Genomic DNA, 18,267 nt, shown 5'->3' with positions numbered 1-18,267 from the left:
TAAAAGCTATAACTATACAAAAATACATCAAGCTTTTCATTAAAAGAATCAAACAAAACTTCCTTTTCATTTATACGTTTAAAGTTATGACTATCATAAAATCCATAATTACATCTAGTATCTGTATACAAGTACAATGATTTCACATTTGAACTTTTCATATAATCAAACAAATAATTTAAAAGCTTCTTACCAACTCCAAAACCTCTGCACTCCTCTGATACAATAAACAGTTGAATACAACCATCAAAATTATTCTTTTTACCTTTAATAATTTCATTATATGCATCCTGTACTTTCATAAACTCCTTAAAGGATTTTCTATTTTCTTTATTAGCAAAAATAACTTTAAATCCACTAGAAATAAAGCTAAAACTATTATAAGCTTTCTTTAAGCTACTTTTTTTATTTTTACTATTTCCTAATATAATTCCAATAACCTTTTTATCTTTTATAGCAACTTTACTAAAAGAACTTTCCAAAATACAGCTTTGAAGATATAAAGTTAATAATGAATCTAAATATTTTGTATCTTTAATAAAATCCTTAAATCCAAAGGCATCACAAATCATTTTTTTTACAGTATTATAATCATCTTTAATTAAATCTCTATAAATAATTTTACTCATTAAAATCAAACCCCTTTTAAATAAATGTTTTTTTAAGATTAAATACTTTATAATTATAGTAATATGTACTCTAAGGGGAGAGTCAATAATGTATTAAAATATATTTAAAAAAGGTGAGGGAGTTATGGAGAATTTATTTTCAATTGGGGAAGTTTCAAAAATTAAAGATATTACAATAAAGGCATTAAGGTATTATCATAAGGTTGGAATACTTATACCAAAGTATATAGATAAAGAGTCAGGGTATAGATATTATTCTATAGATCAATTTATTCATATTGATATTATAAAAGGTTGTAGAACTTTAGGAACAAGTATAAAGGAACTTAAGGAACTTTTTAAAGAATGTAATACTGATGAATTAATTTTATTTTTAAATAAAAAGAAATTAGATGCAGAAGAAAATATAAGGAAGATGGAAGAAATAATTGATAATATAAATAGTTTAAAGGGGATAGTAAGTTATTCAAAAAGCTTATTAAATAATTTAGATATAGAAATAAAATATTTTAAGAAACGTTATATAGTTGTAACTCCATGTAAGGAAGCTGGAAGTTTAAAAGAGCTTATTTATTATTCTGATTTAGATAAAATTATTAAAAATAAAGGATTAAATGTTTCTATTGAGAGAGGTATAATTTATAGTTTAGCTTTAGAAAATGAAAGTATAAAAAATAGAAATTTAAAATCTAAATATGTATTTAATACAATAGAAGAAGACTTAGAGTTTTTTGATAATGAAATTTATAAAGATGAAAATATTAAAGTTTTAGAAGAAGGAAGGTATTTAACTCTAGCTTATAGCAAGGATAATGAAAAAGAAAGTTTAATAAAGTTAAATGAGTATATTAAGAAAAATAATATAAACGTTAAAAGTTATATAGAAATTGATTTGCTTAATGATTTCTTTAATACAGATTATTATAGCTGTCAGGTACAAATACTTATAGATTAAAATAAGTAGGAGTTTTTTTATGAGAGATTATTTAGGAAAATGGGTAAAGGTTATTAAAGTAAAGTAGACAGGACTAACCTGTCTACTTTTTTAAAATGATTCTATAATAACATCCATAATTCCACCACAAACCATTCCCATTGATTCAGCTACATCACCAGTCATATCAACATGTTCAATTAAGAAACCTTTATTTAGCATAATATTTCTAGCTTTAGATAATACAGAAGCTTCGCTACATCCTCCACCTATACTTCCCAAAGTACTTCCATCAAATTTATATATCATTTTAGCGCCAGCTTTTCTAGGGACAGAGCCTTTTGAAGATATTATAGTTATAACAGCTTTTGGTTTATTTTCATTTTTATATATTTCTGAAAATACTTCTTTATCAAAATCAGGATAAGAAAATTTCTTAGAATTAACTTTTAAAATATTTTTATTTTTAAACATAATAAGTTCAGAAACTATAGAAATAGCTATTTCATCAGGTGTAATTGCACCAATATCAAGACCAATAGGAGAGTTAACTTTATCTAATTTTTCCTTTGAAAAGCCTTCTTCAATTAATTCATCCATCATTCCTTTTACTCTACGTTTAGAGCCAATCATTCCAACATAATTAAGATTATAATTTAATACCTTTCTAAGTACTAAACCATCATGTCTATGACCTCTAGTTACTATAACAACAAAATCTGAATCCCTAAGATTAATAATATTAAAGGAGTTTTCAAAGCTTTCACAAATAACATTTTCTGCATTAGGAAAACGAGTTGAATTAGCAAAAGAAGGTCTGTCATCTATAACAGTTATAGCAAAACCTATTCTAGATGCAAAATCTACTAAAGGCTTGGCTACATGACCACCACCAAAAATTATTAATCTTGGCTTTGGAAAGAAAGGTTCTATTAGTAAACCTTTACTTTTTGAAATAGAAATAGTTTCTACTTGTCCAGTTGAAAGTGCAGTATTAATTTTTTCATAAATAATATTGTCTAATTCAACGGCTCTTTTACTTACTTCATCATAAGTTAAAACTAATTTTTTTTCTATGGAACCATATTTATCATTATTTAAATTTAAATATGTAAGCATTACAGCACGGTTACCACAATTAACTTTTTCCAATAAATCTTCGTAAAATTTTTCAAACATATCATATACCCTCTAACATAAAAAATTTTAAAACCTTTATACAAAATTTATTATAGTATAAATAGTTATAAAATGAAAATAAAACAAAATGTTTATATACAAATATTGGAAATTTTATTATAATTTAAATATATTAAATTATAAAAAAATTATATTTAATTAATTCATTAAAAGAATAAATAAAAATTGTTTAAGGGGAATTAAATAAGATTTAAGGAGGGAATAAGTTTAAAGGGGTTAATAAAATATGGTAGGGGATGATTAAAATTTTAATATTAATACTTTTAGTTTGCTTGTTTGCATTAAGAGTTTATATAAGCTATAAGATTAAGTTAGATTATTTTTTATCTGGTATGTATTTATTAAATATTGCAACTTTTATTATTATATCACTTGCTCTTGCTCTAAATAGTAATAGTAGAAATGAATTGTTTTTAATTAACTTAATAATGATTATGGGAATAATTATATTTAGTTGGGCTTTAGTAATTAGTATAAAAAATATAAGAAGTCAGTATATAAATACAAATAAATTAATATTATTTTTAATCAATATTGTATGCATAGTAACTATAATACCAGCAGTTTTAATATCAACTATAATATATATAATTGATGTAGGATTATTTATAAAACATATAATAGTACCACAATTAAATATTTAAATGAAAATCGCTATATTATTAGCGATTTTTATTTTTAGTTACAATAATTTAAAAATAAGTATAAATTAATGATAAAAATAAATAATATAAGATAAATTTTTTAAAATAGATAAAATATATTTCTGAAATTGTTTTCACAAAGTGATATAATAAAATTTAGAAAATTTTTGTTTTTTATATATTAAAATATTACTTTGTATATAAATTTAAAAATATTTACTTAATATTTTTTATTAATTTAAATTTGAATTATTTTATTATATAAAATTTAAGGAGTAAAAAATGGTAGTTCAAGATATTTTGAAAATTTTTTTAAGGCTAATATTAGCAGGTTTATTAGCAGGTGCTATTGGTTTTGAAAGAGAAATGAATTCTAAAGAAGCGGGAGTTAGAACTCATTTTTTAGTTGGAATTGGAAGTGCTTTGTTTATGATTGTTTCAAAATATGGATTTTATGATTTATTATCACATCAATCAATTGGACTAGACCCAAGTAGAATAGCAGCTCAAGTAGTTAGTGGAATTGGATTTTTAGGAGCTGGAACTATATTTTTAGAAAAGAAAATCGTTAAGGGGTTAACTACAGCAGCAGGAATATGGGCAACTGCAGCAATAGGATTAGCAGTTGGTGCAGGAATGTATTTCATTGGAATATTTTCAAGTGTTATAGTTCTTATAGTTCTTCAGTTACTTAAAAAAATTAATAGATTATGTTGTTATAGAGCATTTGATATAACGTTAAAGTTATCAAGTACACCAGATAAAAAACTAATGGATATATTATCTAAAGAGTGTTATAAAATATCAAGACTAAAAACAAGTAAAATAAATGATAATAATGAAAGTATATATGTTTTAGAATTTGTATTAAAAACAAAAACTTTTAGTACCACATCAGACATAAGTAAAGAATTGTGTAGTGTAGATAATATAATATACTGTGATGTGGAAAATGTATAATTTACTAAATAAAATTATTTATTAAGTTATTAAAATTTTACATATAAAAATAAATTATAGGAGCAATTTATTATGATAAAGACATTAAATATAGCACATAGAGGACTAAGTGGTTTATATCCAGAAAATACAATGCTTGCTTTTGAGAAAGCAATAGAAGCTGGATGTGATGGAATTGAATTAGATGTACATTTAACAAAAGATAATAAATTAGTTATATGTCATGATGAAGAAGTTGATAGAACAACTAATGGAACAGGATTTATAAAAGATTATACACTCAATCAATTAAAAAACTTAGATGCAGGAATTAAATTTGGCGAAAAATTTAAAGGTCTTAAAATTCCAACACTTGAGGAGTTTTTAGATTTTATGAAAACAAATAATAAGCTTATAAATATAGAAATTAAAAATAGTATAATTCATTATAAAAATATTGAAGATAAAGTTTATGAAATGATAGAAAAGTATGAAATGGAAGATAGAGTAGTAGTTTCTTCATTTGACCATTATTCAATAAGAAAGTGCATAAGGTTAAATAGAAAAATAAAAACAGGATTACTTTATTGCGATTGCTTATATGAACCATACAATTATGTTCAAGTGGTAGGAGCTAATGCACTTCATCCAGAGTATAACAGTATTACAAAAGAAATTGTTGATAAAGCACATGATAATTTTTTGCAAGTTAATGTTTATACAGTAAACACAAAAGAAGATATGCAAAAAATGATTGATTTAAATGTAGATATGATAATAACAAATTACAGTAATATTTTAAAAGATTTATTATAAAAAGTATTTAAATTTATAAACAATAATTTAAAGATTAGACTTTTATAAATTATATAAAACAATGATAAAAATTTTATATATATTAAAATTTATGAATAATAATCTAAATATAAGTATATAATAAGAAAAAGATTATTACAAAAGATAAGAAAGAGTTTTAAGATTAATATATTAATTTATAAATTTTGGTTGAACATCATATTAACATAAACGATAGGGTACCTTTTAAAGTTTTAAGGTACTCTATTTTATTATTAAAGATATATTATTAAATAATTTTAATATTAAACAATAGTAATAATGAGTATAATTAAGCATTATAATGTTAATTGTGTTTAATTAGCTTTCAAAGCTAAATTTTCTTTATGAAATTACTTAATTATTTATATTATAATTATTCTCATGCTTTTAAAATAATTAAACAAATGAAAAGAAAGGATGAGTTTAAATGAAAAACAACACTTATAATCCTCTCCATGATAATAGATGGAAGATACTTATATGTGTAGTAACAGTAACTTTCATGAATTGCTTAGATAGTAGCATAGTTAATGTAGCACTTCCTATTATATCAGAAGACTTAGGTGTAACTATGGCTTCTGTTCAATGGATTGTTACAAGCTACCTTATAGCAATTTCATGCTTAATATTACTTGGAGGAAGATTTGGGGATGTAAAAGGTAAATGTAATACTTTTAAAATAGGAATATTTTTATTTACTTTAGGATCATTATTTTGTGGATTATCACATACATTACCTTTACTTGTTGCATCAAGAGTTTTCCAAGGGATTGGGTCTTCAATTACTATGGCAAATAGTCTTGGTATAATAACAGATGCTTTTTCAAAAGGTGGAAGAGGTAGAGCAGTTGGAATATCAGGGGCATCAGTTGCACTTGGTATAATGGTTGGTCCAGCACTTGGAGGAATGATAGTATCCTTTAGATGGGAATATATTTTCTTAATAAATGTACCAATAGGAATTATAGCTTTTATAGCAGCAATGAAAATATTACCTAAAGAAAAGGGAGAAAAGAATAAAAAGATAGATATACTTGGAACAGTTCTTTTTGCAATATTTATAATATCAATAGTATTATCATTAACAGAAGGACAATTTATGGGATATAAAAGTACTCCTATACTTCTTGGATTCTTAATAAGTATAGTATCATTTATATTATTTATTTTTACAGAATTAAAAATAGAATCACCAGTTTTGGATTTAAGTATATTTAAAAACAACTTATTTTCAATTAGTATATTTTGTGGATTTATATCATTTATAGCAATAAGTTGTTTTACAATTTTATTACCATTTTATCTTCAAGATGTATTAAATCTTACACCATTTTATGCAGGGTTATTTATGATGATATATCCAATAACTTTATCAGTTATATCTCCTTTAAGTGGAAGTCTAGCTGATAAAATTGGTTCAGAACTTATAGCACTTATAGGTCTTTGCATGCTTTCTGTAAGTTTTATATTTATGTCAACAATAAATGAATTAACTCCTTTATGGCTTGTTGGATTATATTCTGTTTTAATGGGAATTGGTAATGGAATGTTCCAATCACCAAATAATACACTTGTAATGTCTACTGTAAAAAGAGATAAGCTTGGAATTGCAGGAAGTGTAAATGCTTTAGTTAGAAATTTAGGTATGATATCTGGAGTAACACTTGGAACAACTCTTTTATATAGTAAAATGAGTAGTATGCTTGGATATACTGTTACAAATTACATTAAAGGAAAAGATCAAGTATTTATAAGTGCAACAGATTTTGTTTATGTAGTTGCAGCTATAATATGTTTTGTTGGAGTATTAATTAGTGCCACAAGATTTAGAAAGAAAAAGTTTGCTAATAAATAAAATTTACATAATATAAAATTAAATATTTAATATATTATATGAAATAAAGGACTATCTTAAATAGTCCTTTTTCTATTAATTTATAATTTATTTTTGAATTTAAATTATTATTTTTTTCTTTAAAATATTTGAATTTTTAATTAATAAAAGCCTTTTATAAAATTAAACAAATTATAGAAAAAATATATAATTTTAATAAAAGTTTTTAAAAACATTTTATTATACTAAAAAATATATAAAATACACATAAGGAAAATGAAATAAGTTAATTTAGTATATTTGAAAACGTTTTAAAAAGATTTTATAATAACTTCTGATTATTATAATATTTAAATTTTCTTTTAAGAGATATTAGTTAACTATTGAAATTTTTATATTATAAAATTTGTATAACATAAGAAACGAAGTTGTATTTTCATTAAGATATTTAAAAATAATAGGTAATTGGGTTAATTTAAATAATTTAGTTAATTGATATAACTTAAGAGATAAAAGGGGGAGTTTTTTAATGAGTTTAAACAAAAAGGCAATGAAATCTATTGCTTCTTTTGGACTATCATCAATTATGCTTTTAAGTTGTACTGGGGTAAATGCATTTGCTAGTGATAAAAGAAAAGAGGTGACGGATTATAAAAATGTGCTTGATATAAAGGGTAATATAACAAGCAGCTTATATGGAGAAAATTCAAATAATAAATACTGCAACTTTTCTGATAATGGTGCATGGCATGGATATTATTTACCTAAAGAAAGTGATACAAAAAATTATGGGGATTTCCAAGGTCCAGTAATAATTGGACAAGAATATCCAGTTAATTTATCAGATTCAATAAGTAAAATATACATAACAAATTCAGATACTGGAAAAGTATATGATTTAGCAAAAGATAGCAAAGCATCTTTTACATATTATCCAGGAAGGCTAGTTGAAAATTACAAATTAAAAGATTTTACTTTAGTTTTACAACTTATATTTCCAACTAATAGAACAGCATTAATTCAAACATCTATAATTAATAATACTGATAAAGATTTAAATCTTAAATTAGGATGGAAAGGTCATATATTTAATGAGTTTAAAGAAGGAGGAGGCTCAGCACCTCTTAATCAGAAATTATTAGCAACTAAAAATGGAGTAGAAATTACTTTCTCAAATATTGATTATACTTGGAACTTTTTCTCAACAGACCAAACTAAATTTACAATAAATTATAATGGTGATACAAATACAAAGGTAGATGGTAATAGTTATACAACTGAATTAAATAAAGGTGTAAAAATATTACCAAACAAAGAGTTTAAAACATACACAACAGAAAGTTATACTTTTACAAAGGAAGAGCAAACTAAAGAAAATGAAAAGGTAAATAATTTATTAGCTAATGGAGATACATATTTTAATAAAAATAATGAACGTTGGCAAGGATACTTAAATAAAACTTTCGATGGAACAAAGAATGTAGATCCTAAATATGACAAAGTAGCAGTGAAAGCTATGGAAACTATAACTACAAACTGGAAAAGTAAAGCTGGTGCAATTAAACATGATGGAATTGTACCTTCAATGTCATATAAATGGTTTTTAGGAATGTGGGCATGGGATTCATGGAAACATGCAGTTGCTGCTGCTAATTTTGATGGAGAGCTTGCTAAAAACAATATAAGAGCTATGTTTGATTATCAAATAAAACCAAGTGATAAAATTAGACCACAAGATGCTGGAGCTGTAATAGATGCAATATTCTATAATAAAGATTCAGAAAGAGGAGGAAAGGGAGGTAACTGGAATGAGAGAAATTCTAAGCCACCTCTATCAGCTTGGTCAGTATGGAATGTATATAAACAAACAGGTGATACAAGTTTCTTAGAAGAAATGTATCCTAAGTTAGTAGCTTATCATAAATGGTGGTATGAAAATAGAGATCATGACAAAAATGGTATAGCAGAATATGGTGCTATGGTTCATAATGCTCATTATTTATATGATAAAAATGGAAATATAATTAAAGATAAAGATGGAAATCCAAAGTTTGATTCTAATGCAATTATTGAGGCAGCTGCTTGGGAAAGTGGAATGGATAATGCAACTAGATTTGATGTTAAAGGATCAGGCGAAGGAGATGTAGGAGTAAAGGTATTTGAAAATAAAAATAAAAATGGAAAAGTTGTAGGATATTCTATAAATCAAGAATCAGTTGACTTAAATGCGTATCTTTATGCTGAAGATGGTTTCTTAAAATCAATGGCAGAAGTTTTAGGCAAGGGGGAAGATGCTAAAAACTTCGAAAATCAAGCTAAACATATAAAGAAATATGTAGATGAAAATATGTTTGATAAAAATACAGGATTTTTCTATGACCTTCAAATCAATAATGATGGAACAAAGAAAAAGTTATTAGTTAACAGAGGAAAAGGTACTGAAGGCTGGATACCTTTATGGGCTAAAATGGCAACTAAGGAGCAAGCTCAAGCAGTAGAAAAAAATATGGTAGATCCAAATAAGTTTAATACTCCAATGCCATTCCCAACAGCTTCAAAGGATAATGCTAAATATTCACCTACTAAGTACTGGAGAGGTCCAGTATGGTTAGACCAAGCTTTATTTGGAGTAGAAGCACTTCAAAACTATGGTTATGATAAAGAAGCAAAAGCAATGACAGAAAAATTATTTAATAAGGCTGAAAGATTAACAGGAGATGGACCTATAAGAGAAAATTATAATCCTGAAAACGGTGATGGATTAAATTGTAAAAACTTCAGTTGGTCATCAGCTTCATATTATTTACTATATAAAGATTTACTTGCAGCTAAAAAACCACACACAACTTCACAAACTGGATTTGCAATAGAACCTACTAAAGTTGATAATGATAAAAATAATTCAGATAAAGATAAAAATAATGAATCTGCAAATAAGGAAAATAACAAAGATAAAGTAGATGAAAATACAAATAAAGAAAATAATAAACAAGATGCTACAAAACCAACAAATAATAAAGATAATAACGTAGTTAATAATAATGTAGCTAATTCATCTAATAATAATCCAAAAGATAATAATGTTGTTGCAAATGTAGATAAAAATAATAAAGCAAACAAAGATAAAGTAGTAAATACTCAAGCAAACACTAAGGAAAATGATTCAAACAAAATAGATAATAGCAAAGAAGATAAGGATAGTAATTTACCTAGTACTGGTTATAAATATGGAGCATTATCTATTGTTGTAGCTGCTATATGCATATTACTTGGAATAGTACTTATTAAAAAGAAAAATAAAGTAGAAGAACAAAAATAATAAGTATAAATTAAAAAAGAACTGTTTTTTGCAGTTCTTTTTTTATATGGGAAAATATGAAGTTATGCTAATTTAAATATCAATAAAATTAAATTGTACGAAAAGTCCATATTAATTAATTTATTTTTTATATTATATGATTAATTATTTAAAAAGTAGAGAAAATATAAAAGGTCTAAAGTTATATATTTAAATTATTATAGAGAAGTTGTTATATAGATTTATTTTAAATTTATTGGTCTTATAACATTAACTTAAAGGAGATAAAATATGGATTTATTACAATTAAAAAATATTAATAAGTACTATAAGTTAGGCAATAAAGAAAAGTTTCATGCTTTGAAAAATATTAATGTGGCTTTTAATAAAGGGGAACTTGTATCTATAATAGGGGAATCGGGTAGTGGTAAATCTACAATGATGAATTTAATTGGTGGATTAGATTCAGATTTTACTGGACAATTACTTATAAATGGAAAGAACATAGGAGACTTTAAAGAGAAGGAATTAGATGAATATAGAAAAAAGAAAATAGGTTTTGTATTTCAAAGTTGCAATTTAATACCTCATTTATCCATATTAGATAATGTAACTATTGCACTTACTTTATCTAATGTAAGTAAAGATATTCGTATAAAGAAAGCTACACAGGTATTAAAGGAAGTGGGACTTGAAGATCATATAAATAAAAAGCCAAATCAATTATCAGGAGGTCAAAAGCAAAGAGTTGCAATAGCAAGAGCTTTAGTTAATGACCCTGAAATAATACTTGCAGATGAGCCTACTGGTGCATTAGATTCAGAAACAACAGAACAAGTTTTAAATATTATAAAAGATATTGCAAAAAAAGGTAAGCTTGTAATAATGGTTACTCACTCAGAGAAAGTTGCAGCCTATTCAAGTAGAATAATAAAAATATTTGATGGAGAAATAGTTGAAGATAAAGAGGAAACCCCATTAAATAATATTTTATTTAAAAATATAGAAGAAAATAAAAGCAATAAAAATTTAAGTTTTTTTTCAGCAATAAGACTTGCTGCAAATAATATGAATCAAAAACTTAAGAGAAATATATTAGTTGCAGTAGGGGTAAGTATAGGGATTATGAGCGTTGTATTAATGCTATCATTAGGTAATGGAATGAAAACATATTTTAATGATATGATAAAAAGTTTTATGAATCCTTTAGTAGTTGAAGTTAATATGCCAGCAGAAAAAAATTCTAATAATCCAAATAATCCAGCAGCTGCAATGAAAGCAATGATGGGAGCAAAGGAGCCTTTTAAAGAAAAAAATATAAAAGAGTTATCAAAAATAGAAGGTGTTAAAGAAGTAGAAAAGGGGTTTAGTTATATAAACATTTCAGGAAATAATATATTAGAATATAGAAATAAAAAATGTGATATTATGATGTTAAATAGCATGTCATCTGCTATAACTGATAAAAATTTAAAGAGGGGTAAGTTACCTAAAAAGAATGAGATATTAGTAAGTGAGCTAATCTCAAAAGAACTTGGTGGAAATATTATTGGTAAGAAGGTAAAATTAAATACTTTAGTTCAAGGGATTGAAGTTGAAGGAACATTTAAAGTAAGTGGAGTTTACACAACAGGAAATAAAGATCGTATGTCAGAAACAACAGAAGTTGTATTTATGAATTATGATGATTTAAACTCATTACTTAAAAAGCAAGGTGAAAGCTTAGATACAAGTGTAATATATCTTATTGCAAATACAAAAGAAGAGGCAAGTAATATAAAAACAAAAATGTTAGATATGGGGTATCAAGGTTCAGTTCAGGAAATTATGGGAGATCAAATGGTTACTATGTTAAATGTATTAACAATAGTTCTTGCAGGAATTGCAGCTATTTCTTTAATTGTTTCATCAATAATGATATTAGTAGTACTTCATATAAGTGTAGTTGAGAGAACAAAAGAAATTGGACTATTAAGGGCAATAGGTGCAAGAAGAAAAGATATAAAAAGAATATTTGTATCAGAGGCATTTTTGATAGGATTATTTAGTGGAATAATAGGGCTTGTAAGTGCATTTTTAATAGAAAAATTTGCAAATATAGCTTCAATGAAAGTTTTTTATATTGATGTTGTAAATATAACACCAGCTTATGCTATTTGTGGTATTGTTGTAAGTACTATTATAAGTATGTGCTCAGGTCTTATACCAGCAAGAAAAGCTGCTAAATTAGATCCAGTTGAATCATTAAGAACAGAATAAGAAAGAAATATTAAAGGAGTCTATTTATGAAATTTTTATTTTAAATAGGCTCTTTAATTTTAGTAAAGTATATTAGCATTTAAAATTTTGTATTTAAATAAACTAAAGAACAAATTATAAATTGAATTATTTAAAAGAATATTAAGTAGAACATTACTAAATAAGGCTTAAAATAGGATTAATAATTTAATACAATATTTATAAAATAATAGTAATTGCATAAATTTTTAAGACTAAAATTAAATTTATTTTATTATATTGTAATATTTACAAAATAATGTTTTATATGATAAAATAGATGAAACATTGTAGCAGTGGAACAGTAGTATAGTTAGAAAAGTTAGGATTTAAGTACAAAAAAATTAAAAGAAAAATTTAATAGTAGTATAGGAGGTATGAACATGAAAAGAAAACATGATTTCATAGCAGTAGGTTTCACAATATTTGCCATATTCTTTGGAGCAGGAAACTTAATATTTCCACCAGAGATTGGTATAAACTCAGGAAAAGATTGGTTTATGTCTTTATTAGGATTTTTTATTTCAGGAATAGGACTACCCCTTCTTGGAATATTGGCACTTAATAAAGCAGGGAGTTTAGAAAAGTTTGGAGAAAAGATAGGGTCTAAGTTTACAAATATTTATACAGCATTAATTTTAATATGTTTAGGACCGATTGTTGCAATTCCAAGAACTGGAGCAAGCACTTATGAAATGGCTTTATTACCTAATATAGGAGATACTATAAGTCCTGGTATTTTTGCAGCAATATTTTTTGCAATAACACTTATATTAACTTTAAAACCAACAAAAATTGTAGGATATATTGGTAAGGTATTAACACCAATAATTTTAATTATACTTTCAGTAATTATAATTAAAGGTATATTTTTTACTGAACATGCATTTAGAGATGGTACAGTAAACGGATTTAGTTTTGGATTTATAAATGGATATCAACCAATGGATGCACTAGGAGCACCAATTACAGCAGTAATTGCTATAAATGCAATAGTTGCTTTAGGCTATAATAAAGATTCAGAAAAAAAATCCATTTTAAAGAAAGCAAGTATAGTATCAAGTATTGGTTTTATATTTGTTTATGGTGGATTATTATACTTAGGAGCAGCTCTTGGAGGATATTTTCCACAAGATATAAGTCAAGCTGAACTAACTATAGGTATTGCTCATTTAATTTTAGGTAACTTTGGTAAAGTAGCACTTGGAATAGCTGTTGCAGCTGCATGTCTTACAACATCAATTGGTTTAACAGCTATGGTAGGAGAGTTTTTCTCAAAGGTATTAAAGATTAAATATGAAATTATAGTTGCAGTTATTTGTGTTGCATCAGCAGTTATGTCTATTGCAGGTATAAGCAGTATAATATCACTTGCAGTACCAATACTTATGATTTTTTACCCAATGCAAATAGTTCTTATATTATTTAATATAATTGGAGTAGAGAGTAAGTTAACTTATAAGATTACAGTATATACAACTCTTGTAGTATCAGTATTAGATGTTCTTCATACTCAATTTGGAGTAACAGCTCTTAATGGAATATTTAAATTTGTACCATTAGCTAATGTAGGATTTGCATGGGTAGTGCCAGCAGTTATTGCGATAGTAGTTTCAATTATACTTAATATGCTTTTAAAGAAAGAAGAAGCAGCTGTAGATATGTTAGATAGTTAATAAATTTATATAAGAGAAGGTATTAGATTTAATCTAATACCTTTTTAATATAGTTAAACGAATAATTACAGGAGGATTTTATTTTATGGTTTATGCGCCTTATTTGCTCTTCATTTTTAATAGAATATGAAGAGTGATTAAGATGATAATAAAAAATTTAATAAATATAGTTAATAATGATGAATATAAAAAATTAATAGTATTTGCAATACCGTTAATGTTTAATAGTATAACTTCTATGATTATAAGTCTTTCTGAATTAGCACTTAGCTTAAATATTTTATTTTAAATATAAAAAATAATGGATTAAAAGTTTTAATATTAATTAAATAAAAAGGATATGTTATAAAATATAACATATCCTTTTTATTTTGAACGAAGTATTATATTATTGAAATATTTATATTATAAATTTAGTATTGAGCTTAATTACCTAGAACTTGTGATGCATTTCTGATTATATTTTCAATGTAATCAGAACTTTCTTCACCAAAGTAGTTTAGTATTTCTTCACAAGAGGATGAGTTTTTTGTAAGAATTTCAAGCATTTTAACTTGATTATTTAAGATAGCTAATTGTTTTTCCATATTTTTAATTGATTCTTTTTCAGTCATATTGAACACATCCTTTTTTATAAATTTTAATTTTATAACATTAAATCTTATTAAATAAGATTATTTGCTTTTGCAAACTCTGTAAGTTCATCTCTGAATTTTGGGTGAGCTATTTTTATTAAACTTTTAACTCTATCTCTTACACTTTTTCCTGTAAGGTTTGCGATACCATATTCAGTAACAACATAATCAACATCATTTCTAGAATAAGAGATTGCAGTTCCAGGTGCATGTCCTGTTGATATAGTTGAAATTGTACCATTTTTAGCAGTAGAGTGAAGTGCTATAATTGATTTTCCTCCCTCTGACATAAATGCTCCAATTCCAGTATCGCTTTGTCCACCTGTTCCACTATATTGATTAAATCCAAAGCTTTCAGATGAACATTGACCTGTCAAATCAACAGATAAAGCTGTATTTATTGAAATCATTTTTTTATTTTTTGCAATTACATATGGATCGTTTACATAAGAGCAAGATTTTAATTCTACACAAGGATTATCATCTAAAAAGTCATAAAGTTTTTGAGTTCCAAGAGCAAATGTTCCAATTATTTTATTTTTGTGAAGAGTTTTTTCACTATTTGTAATAACTCCAGAATCAAAAAGGTCAACTATTCCTTCTGTAATCATTTCTGTGTGAACACCTAAATCTTTTTTTGTCATTAAAGATTTAGCAACAGCATTTGGAATTCCACCAATACCAAGTTGTATAGTAGAACCGTCTTCAACTAAAGATGCTATATAATCACCAATTACTAAGTCAGTTTCTGATGGCTCTTTTGGTTGAAGTTCTGGAACTTTAATTGTATTTTCCATTATATAATTAACTTCACTTATATGAACTTGTGTATCACCATGAGTTCTTGGTAAGTTTTCATTTACTTCAAGAATTACTATATCTGCTTTTTCTACATTTTCACGTTCATAAACTAATGAAAGTGAAAGTGAGAAGAAACCGTGTTTGTCCATTGGAGTTGCAGCTCCAACAAATATATTAGGTTTTCTATATCTTAATCTTTTAGTAGCAGAATATCTTAAGTGAGTAGGGATATATGCTCCTAATCCATTTTTTCTAGCATTTCTTGCAGGTCCTCCCATAAATAGAGATTCATTAAAAAAGTGACCTTTCATAGATTCATCTGTATTATAAATATACTTATTTAAGCTTAACATTGTTACTACATTAACATTTTCAGCTCTATCTTTAATTGTATGTAATTTATTAAGAAAACCTTGTGGTTCACATGGGCCTAGTGAACAAACTATTTCATCATTTGATTTGACAAGGTTTAGTGCGTCATCCACTGTTATAAGTTTTTCTTTATATTGTTTTGAATAATCCATAAAAAATACCTCCATTATACCATAAAATAAGTTAAAATTTTAACAAAGTGGTTAAAAAAAAGCGCAGCTAATCTATAAACCTTATAGAATAGCACGCCACTCATAATTCTCTCAATGCGTACATTTAAAACATATAAACTTTTTATATATATTATTTAACTTGAGTTTATTATATACCAAAATTAAGAAAAATAAAACACTATTTGAAATTGTTTACAATTTATTATTAAATTATTGTAAGTTCTTTTTTATTGCCTTCAATGAAGCAATTCATATCATATACATCATCTTCATTAGGTTCTTTATTGAAAACTTTTTTAAATTCTTTTATGCAATCTTCAATAGCAAGCTTATCAGAAACAATATTACTTAATAGTTTCATATGATTTACATATTCATAAAAGCTCTCTTTAGTATATAATCCGTGATGAGAAGGAACATAATAATCCGCCTCATAACATTCAAGTTCTATTAATAGTGGAATAAATTTATCTTTTGAATAACTCCAAGCACCATTATACATATCTAAATAAAGAGAATCACCAACAAAAGCTGTAGTTTTATTATTTTCTTCTATTAAAACTATTGAATTATCATTTGAGTGATCACTAGATATATGTTCAACAAAAACTTTAACTCCACCTAAATCTATTTTTAAAAATTCATCATAAATTATATCACCTGTTGGTATTAAAATCTCTCTATCATCATTTGGATGTTCTATTTTTATATGTTCTAAACAAAATTCAATTTCTTGTCCATTTTTAACTCTTTCTTCTAATGCACTGTTTGTCCATTTTAAATCTCTAAGTGAATCAAGTTTTTCATTAGTTACTCCATTTACTATATTTATTAAGTTCATATAATTTGCTCCAACTATATGATCCCAATGCCAATGTGTTATAACTAAATATTTTATTTCAGAAGTAGCTATTTTTTTGGCTTCCTTTAAAAAGCTTTCTGCATGACTTTTTGAATTTCCACCATCAATAACTAAACTATATTTATCTCCAATTACAAGACCAAGGGTTGGTCTGTCTCCAGATTCTTTGTACTCCATATAATATACTCTATCTGTAAGTTTTTTTAGCATATTTTCATCCCTTCTTTTTGTATTATTTAGTTAATTATAACATTTATATATATCTAATCTCAATTTAATAACTTTAAAAAAAATATAGCTTATTTATTAAACATTATTTAATAGTCTGTTCATTGTATTTGTTAATAAAAAATATTATGATAATAAAGTAGTTAGGATGCTAACTAAATTTATTTCAGTAGTGAAATAAAGGATTTAAGCAAAGTTTTGTGTGCTTTTTACTTAAATGAAATTATGTTAATAAAAAATAGTAAACTTTAAAAGAAAAGGAGAGATTTTTATGCCAAAATTATTAATTCCAGCAATTATATTTATAACACTTGCATTAATTTTTTATACAGTAGGTGTATGGGGAGAACATAGAGCTAAAGTATTAGAAAAGAAACATGTTATCATTTTCTGGTGTGGTTTAGTTTGTGATACTTTAGGAACTTTTACAATGAGTAGAATTGCAGCAGCACATGCTGATAAAACAATAACACCAACACAACTTTTAATTCATCAATCAACAGGGATGCTTGCAATATTATTAATGTTATTCCATGCAGTTTGGGCAACTTGGGTTTTAAATAAAGGAAGTGAAAAAGCTAAACAAGCATTCCATAAATTTAGTATGGTAGTTTGGTTTATATGGTTAATTCCTTACTTTGTAGGAATGTACATTGGAATGGCAGGCTAAAATATAAATAAATTTGTTTTATATAATAAATTTATTTTAGATTAACTTAATAGATGTAAAAGAAAAGGTGCTAAGTTTTAGCACCTTTTCTTAATACCAGGAGGTCAGGAGTATCAAAAAGGTTTATATTAATATATATTAATGAAAGTTGATATTTAGGATAAAATAAATAGTTAAATTTTAAGAATTTTTATAATTAATAATTGAAATTATAATATATATAATTATGTAAATAGGTTTAATTATTTTATATTAAGG

At 25.2% G+C, this 18,267-nt stretch carries 15 protein-coding genes; 10 read left to right on the top strand and 5 right to left on the bottom strand.

Going from position 1 to position 18,267, the window contains the following annotated elements:
• Positions 1-629, bottom strand: a 629-nt coding sequence (locus Q4E08_RS08775) for a GNAT family N-acetyltransferase (protein ID WP_303130250.1), incomplete at its 3' end; no start/stop codon positions are given.
• 124 nt (positions 630-753) lie between these two features.
• Between Q4E08_RS08775 and Q4E08_RS08770 the strand changes: the two genes are divergently transcribed.
• Positions 754-1,584 (top strand): MerR family DNA-binding transcriptional regulator, encoded by an 831-nt coding sequence (locus Q4E08_RS08770; RefSeq protein ID WP_303130248.1) that lies wholly within the window; start codon positions 754-756, stop codon positions 1,582-1,584.
• A gap of 90 nt (positions 1,585-1,674) precedes the next feature.
• On the opposite strand, the gene Q4E08_RS08765 is transcribed toward Q4E08_RS08770, so the two are convergent.
• Positions 1,675-2,742, bottom strand: a complete 1,068-nt coding sequence (locus tag Q4E08_RS08765; RefSeq protein WP_303130247.1) for an XdhC/CoxI family protein — start codon at positions 2,740-2,742, stop codon at positions 1,675-1,677.
• Positions 2,743-2,999: 257 nt separating this feature from the next.
• Here Q4E08_RS08765 and Q4E08_RS08760 point away from each other — a divergent pair, with 257 nt between their 5' ends.
• The 8 genes from Q4E08_RS08760 (at position 3,000) to Q4E08_RS08725 (ending at position 14,557) form a co-directional block, all read left to right on the top strand.
• Positions 3,000-3,407: a hypothetical protein gene (locus Q4E08_RS08760; protein WP_303130245.1), complete on the top strand. Its 408-nt coding sequence runs from the start codon at positions 3,000-3,002 to the stop codon at positions 3,405-3,407.
• A gap of 282 nt (positions 3,408-3,689) precedes the next feature.
• On the top strand, positions 3,690-4,367 hold the full coding sequence (locus Q4E08_RS08755) for an MgtC/SapB family protein (RefSeq protein ID WP_303130244.1): 678 nt from the start codon (positions 3,690-3,692) through the stop codon (positions 4,365-4,367).
• Between the two features lie 72 nt (positions 4,368-4,439).
• Positions 4,440-5,162: a glycerophosphodiester phosphodiesterase gene (locus tag Q4E08_RS08750; protein WP_303130242.1), complete on the top strand. Its 723-nt coding sequence runs from the start codon at positions 4,440-4,442 to the stop codon at positions 5,160-5,162.
• 448 nt (positions 5,163-5,610) lie between these two features.
• Complete coding sequence (locus tag Q4E08_RS08745; protein WP_303130241.1) at positions 5,611-7,038, top strand: MFS transporter; 1,428 nt, start codon at positions 5,611-5,613, stop codon at positions 7,036-7,038.
• A 508-nt stretch (positions 7,039-7,546) separates the two neighbouring features.
• A complete protein-coding gene (ygjK, locus tag Q4E08_RS08740; protein WP_303130239.1) occupies positions 7,547-10,336 on the top strand; it encodes an alpha-glucosidase in 2,790 nt (929 codons plus the stop codon).
• A gap of 270 nt (positions 10,337-10,606) precedes the next feature.
• Positions 10,607-12,574, top strand: a complete 1,968-nt coding sequence (locus Q4E08_RS08735; protein ID WP_303130237.1) for an ATP-binding cassette domain-containing protein — start codon at positions 10,607-10,609, stop codon at positions 12,572-12,574.
• Positions 12,575-12,975: 401 nt separating this feature from the next.
• Entirely contained in the window at positions 12,976-14,268 is a 1,293-nt protein-coding gene (gene brnQ, locus Q4E08_RS08730; protein ID WP_303130235.1) for a branched-chain amino acid transport system II carrier protein, read from the top strand.
• A gap of 142 nt (positions 14,269-14,410) precedes the next feature.
• Positions 14,411-14,557, top strand: coding sequence for a hypothetical protein (locus Q4E08_RS08725; protein ID WP_303130233.1), 147 nt, complete (start codon positions 14,411-14,413; stop codon positions 14,555-14,557).
• A gap of 136 nt (positions 14,558-14,693) precedes the next feature.
• Here the strand turns inward: Q4E08_RS08725 and Q4E08_RS08720 are convergent, their stop codons facing one another.
• The 3 genes from Q4E08_RS08720 to Q4E08_RS08710 form a co-directional block, all read right to left on the bottom strand.
• On the bottom strand, positions 14,694-14,882 hold the full coding sequence (locus Q4E08_RS08720; protein ID WP_303130231.1) for a hypothetical protein: 189 nt from the start codon (positions 14,880-14,882) through the stop codon (positions 14,694-14,696).
• Between the two features lie 50 nt (positions 14,883-14,932).
• The gene (locus Q4E08_RS08715; RefSeq protein WP_303130230.1) at positions 14,933-16,228 is read right to left on the bottom strand and encodes an acetyl-CoA hydrolase/transferase family protein; all 1,296 of its coding nucleotides are present in this window, start codon (positions 16,226-16,228) and stop codon (positions 14,933-14,935) included.
• Between the two features lie 226 nt (positions 16,229-16,454).
• Entirely contained in the window at positions 16,455-17,321 is an 867-nt protein-coding gene (locus Q4E08_RS08710) for an MBL fold metallo-hydrolase (RefSeq protein ID WP_303130229.1), read from the bottom strand.
• A gap of 289 nt (positions 17,322-17,610) precedes the next feature.
• Between Q4E08_RS08710 and Q4E08_RS08705 the strand changes: the two genes are divergently transcribed.
• Complete coding sequence (locus tag Q4E08_RS08705) at positions 17,611-18,009, top strand: HsmA family protein (RefSeq protein WP_303130228.1); 399 nt, start codon at positions 17,611-17,613, stop codon at positions 18,007-18,009.
• Positions 18,010-18,267: the final 258 nt, after the last annotated feature.

The organism is Clostridium sp., assembly GCF_030532265.1.
Lineage (GTDB): Bacteria > Bacillota > Clostridia > Clostridiales > Clostridiaceae > Clostridium.
Note: the sequence above shows the minus strand (reverse complement) of the source record. Positions and strands in the feature narration are given on the sequence as shown.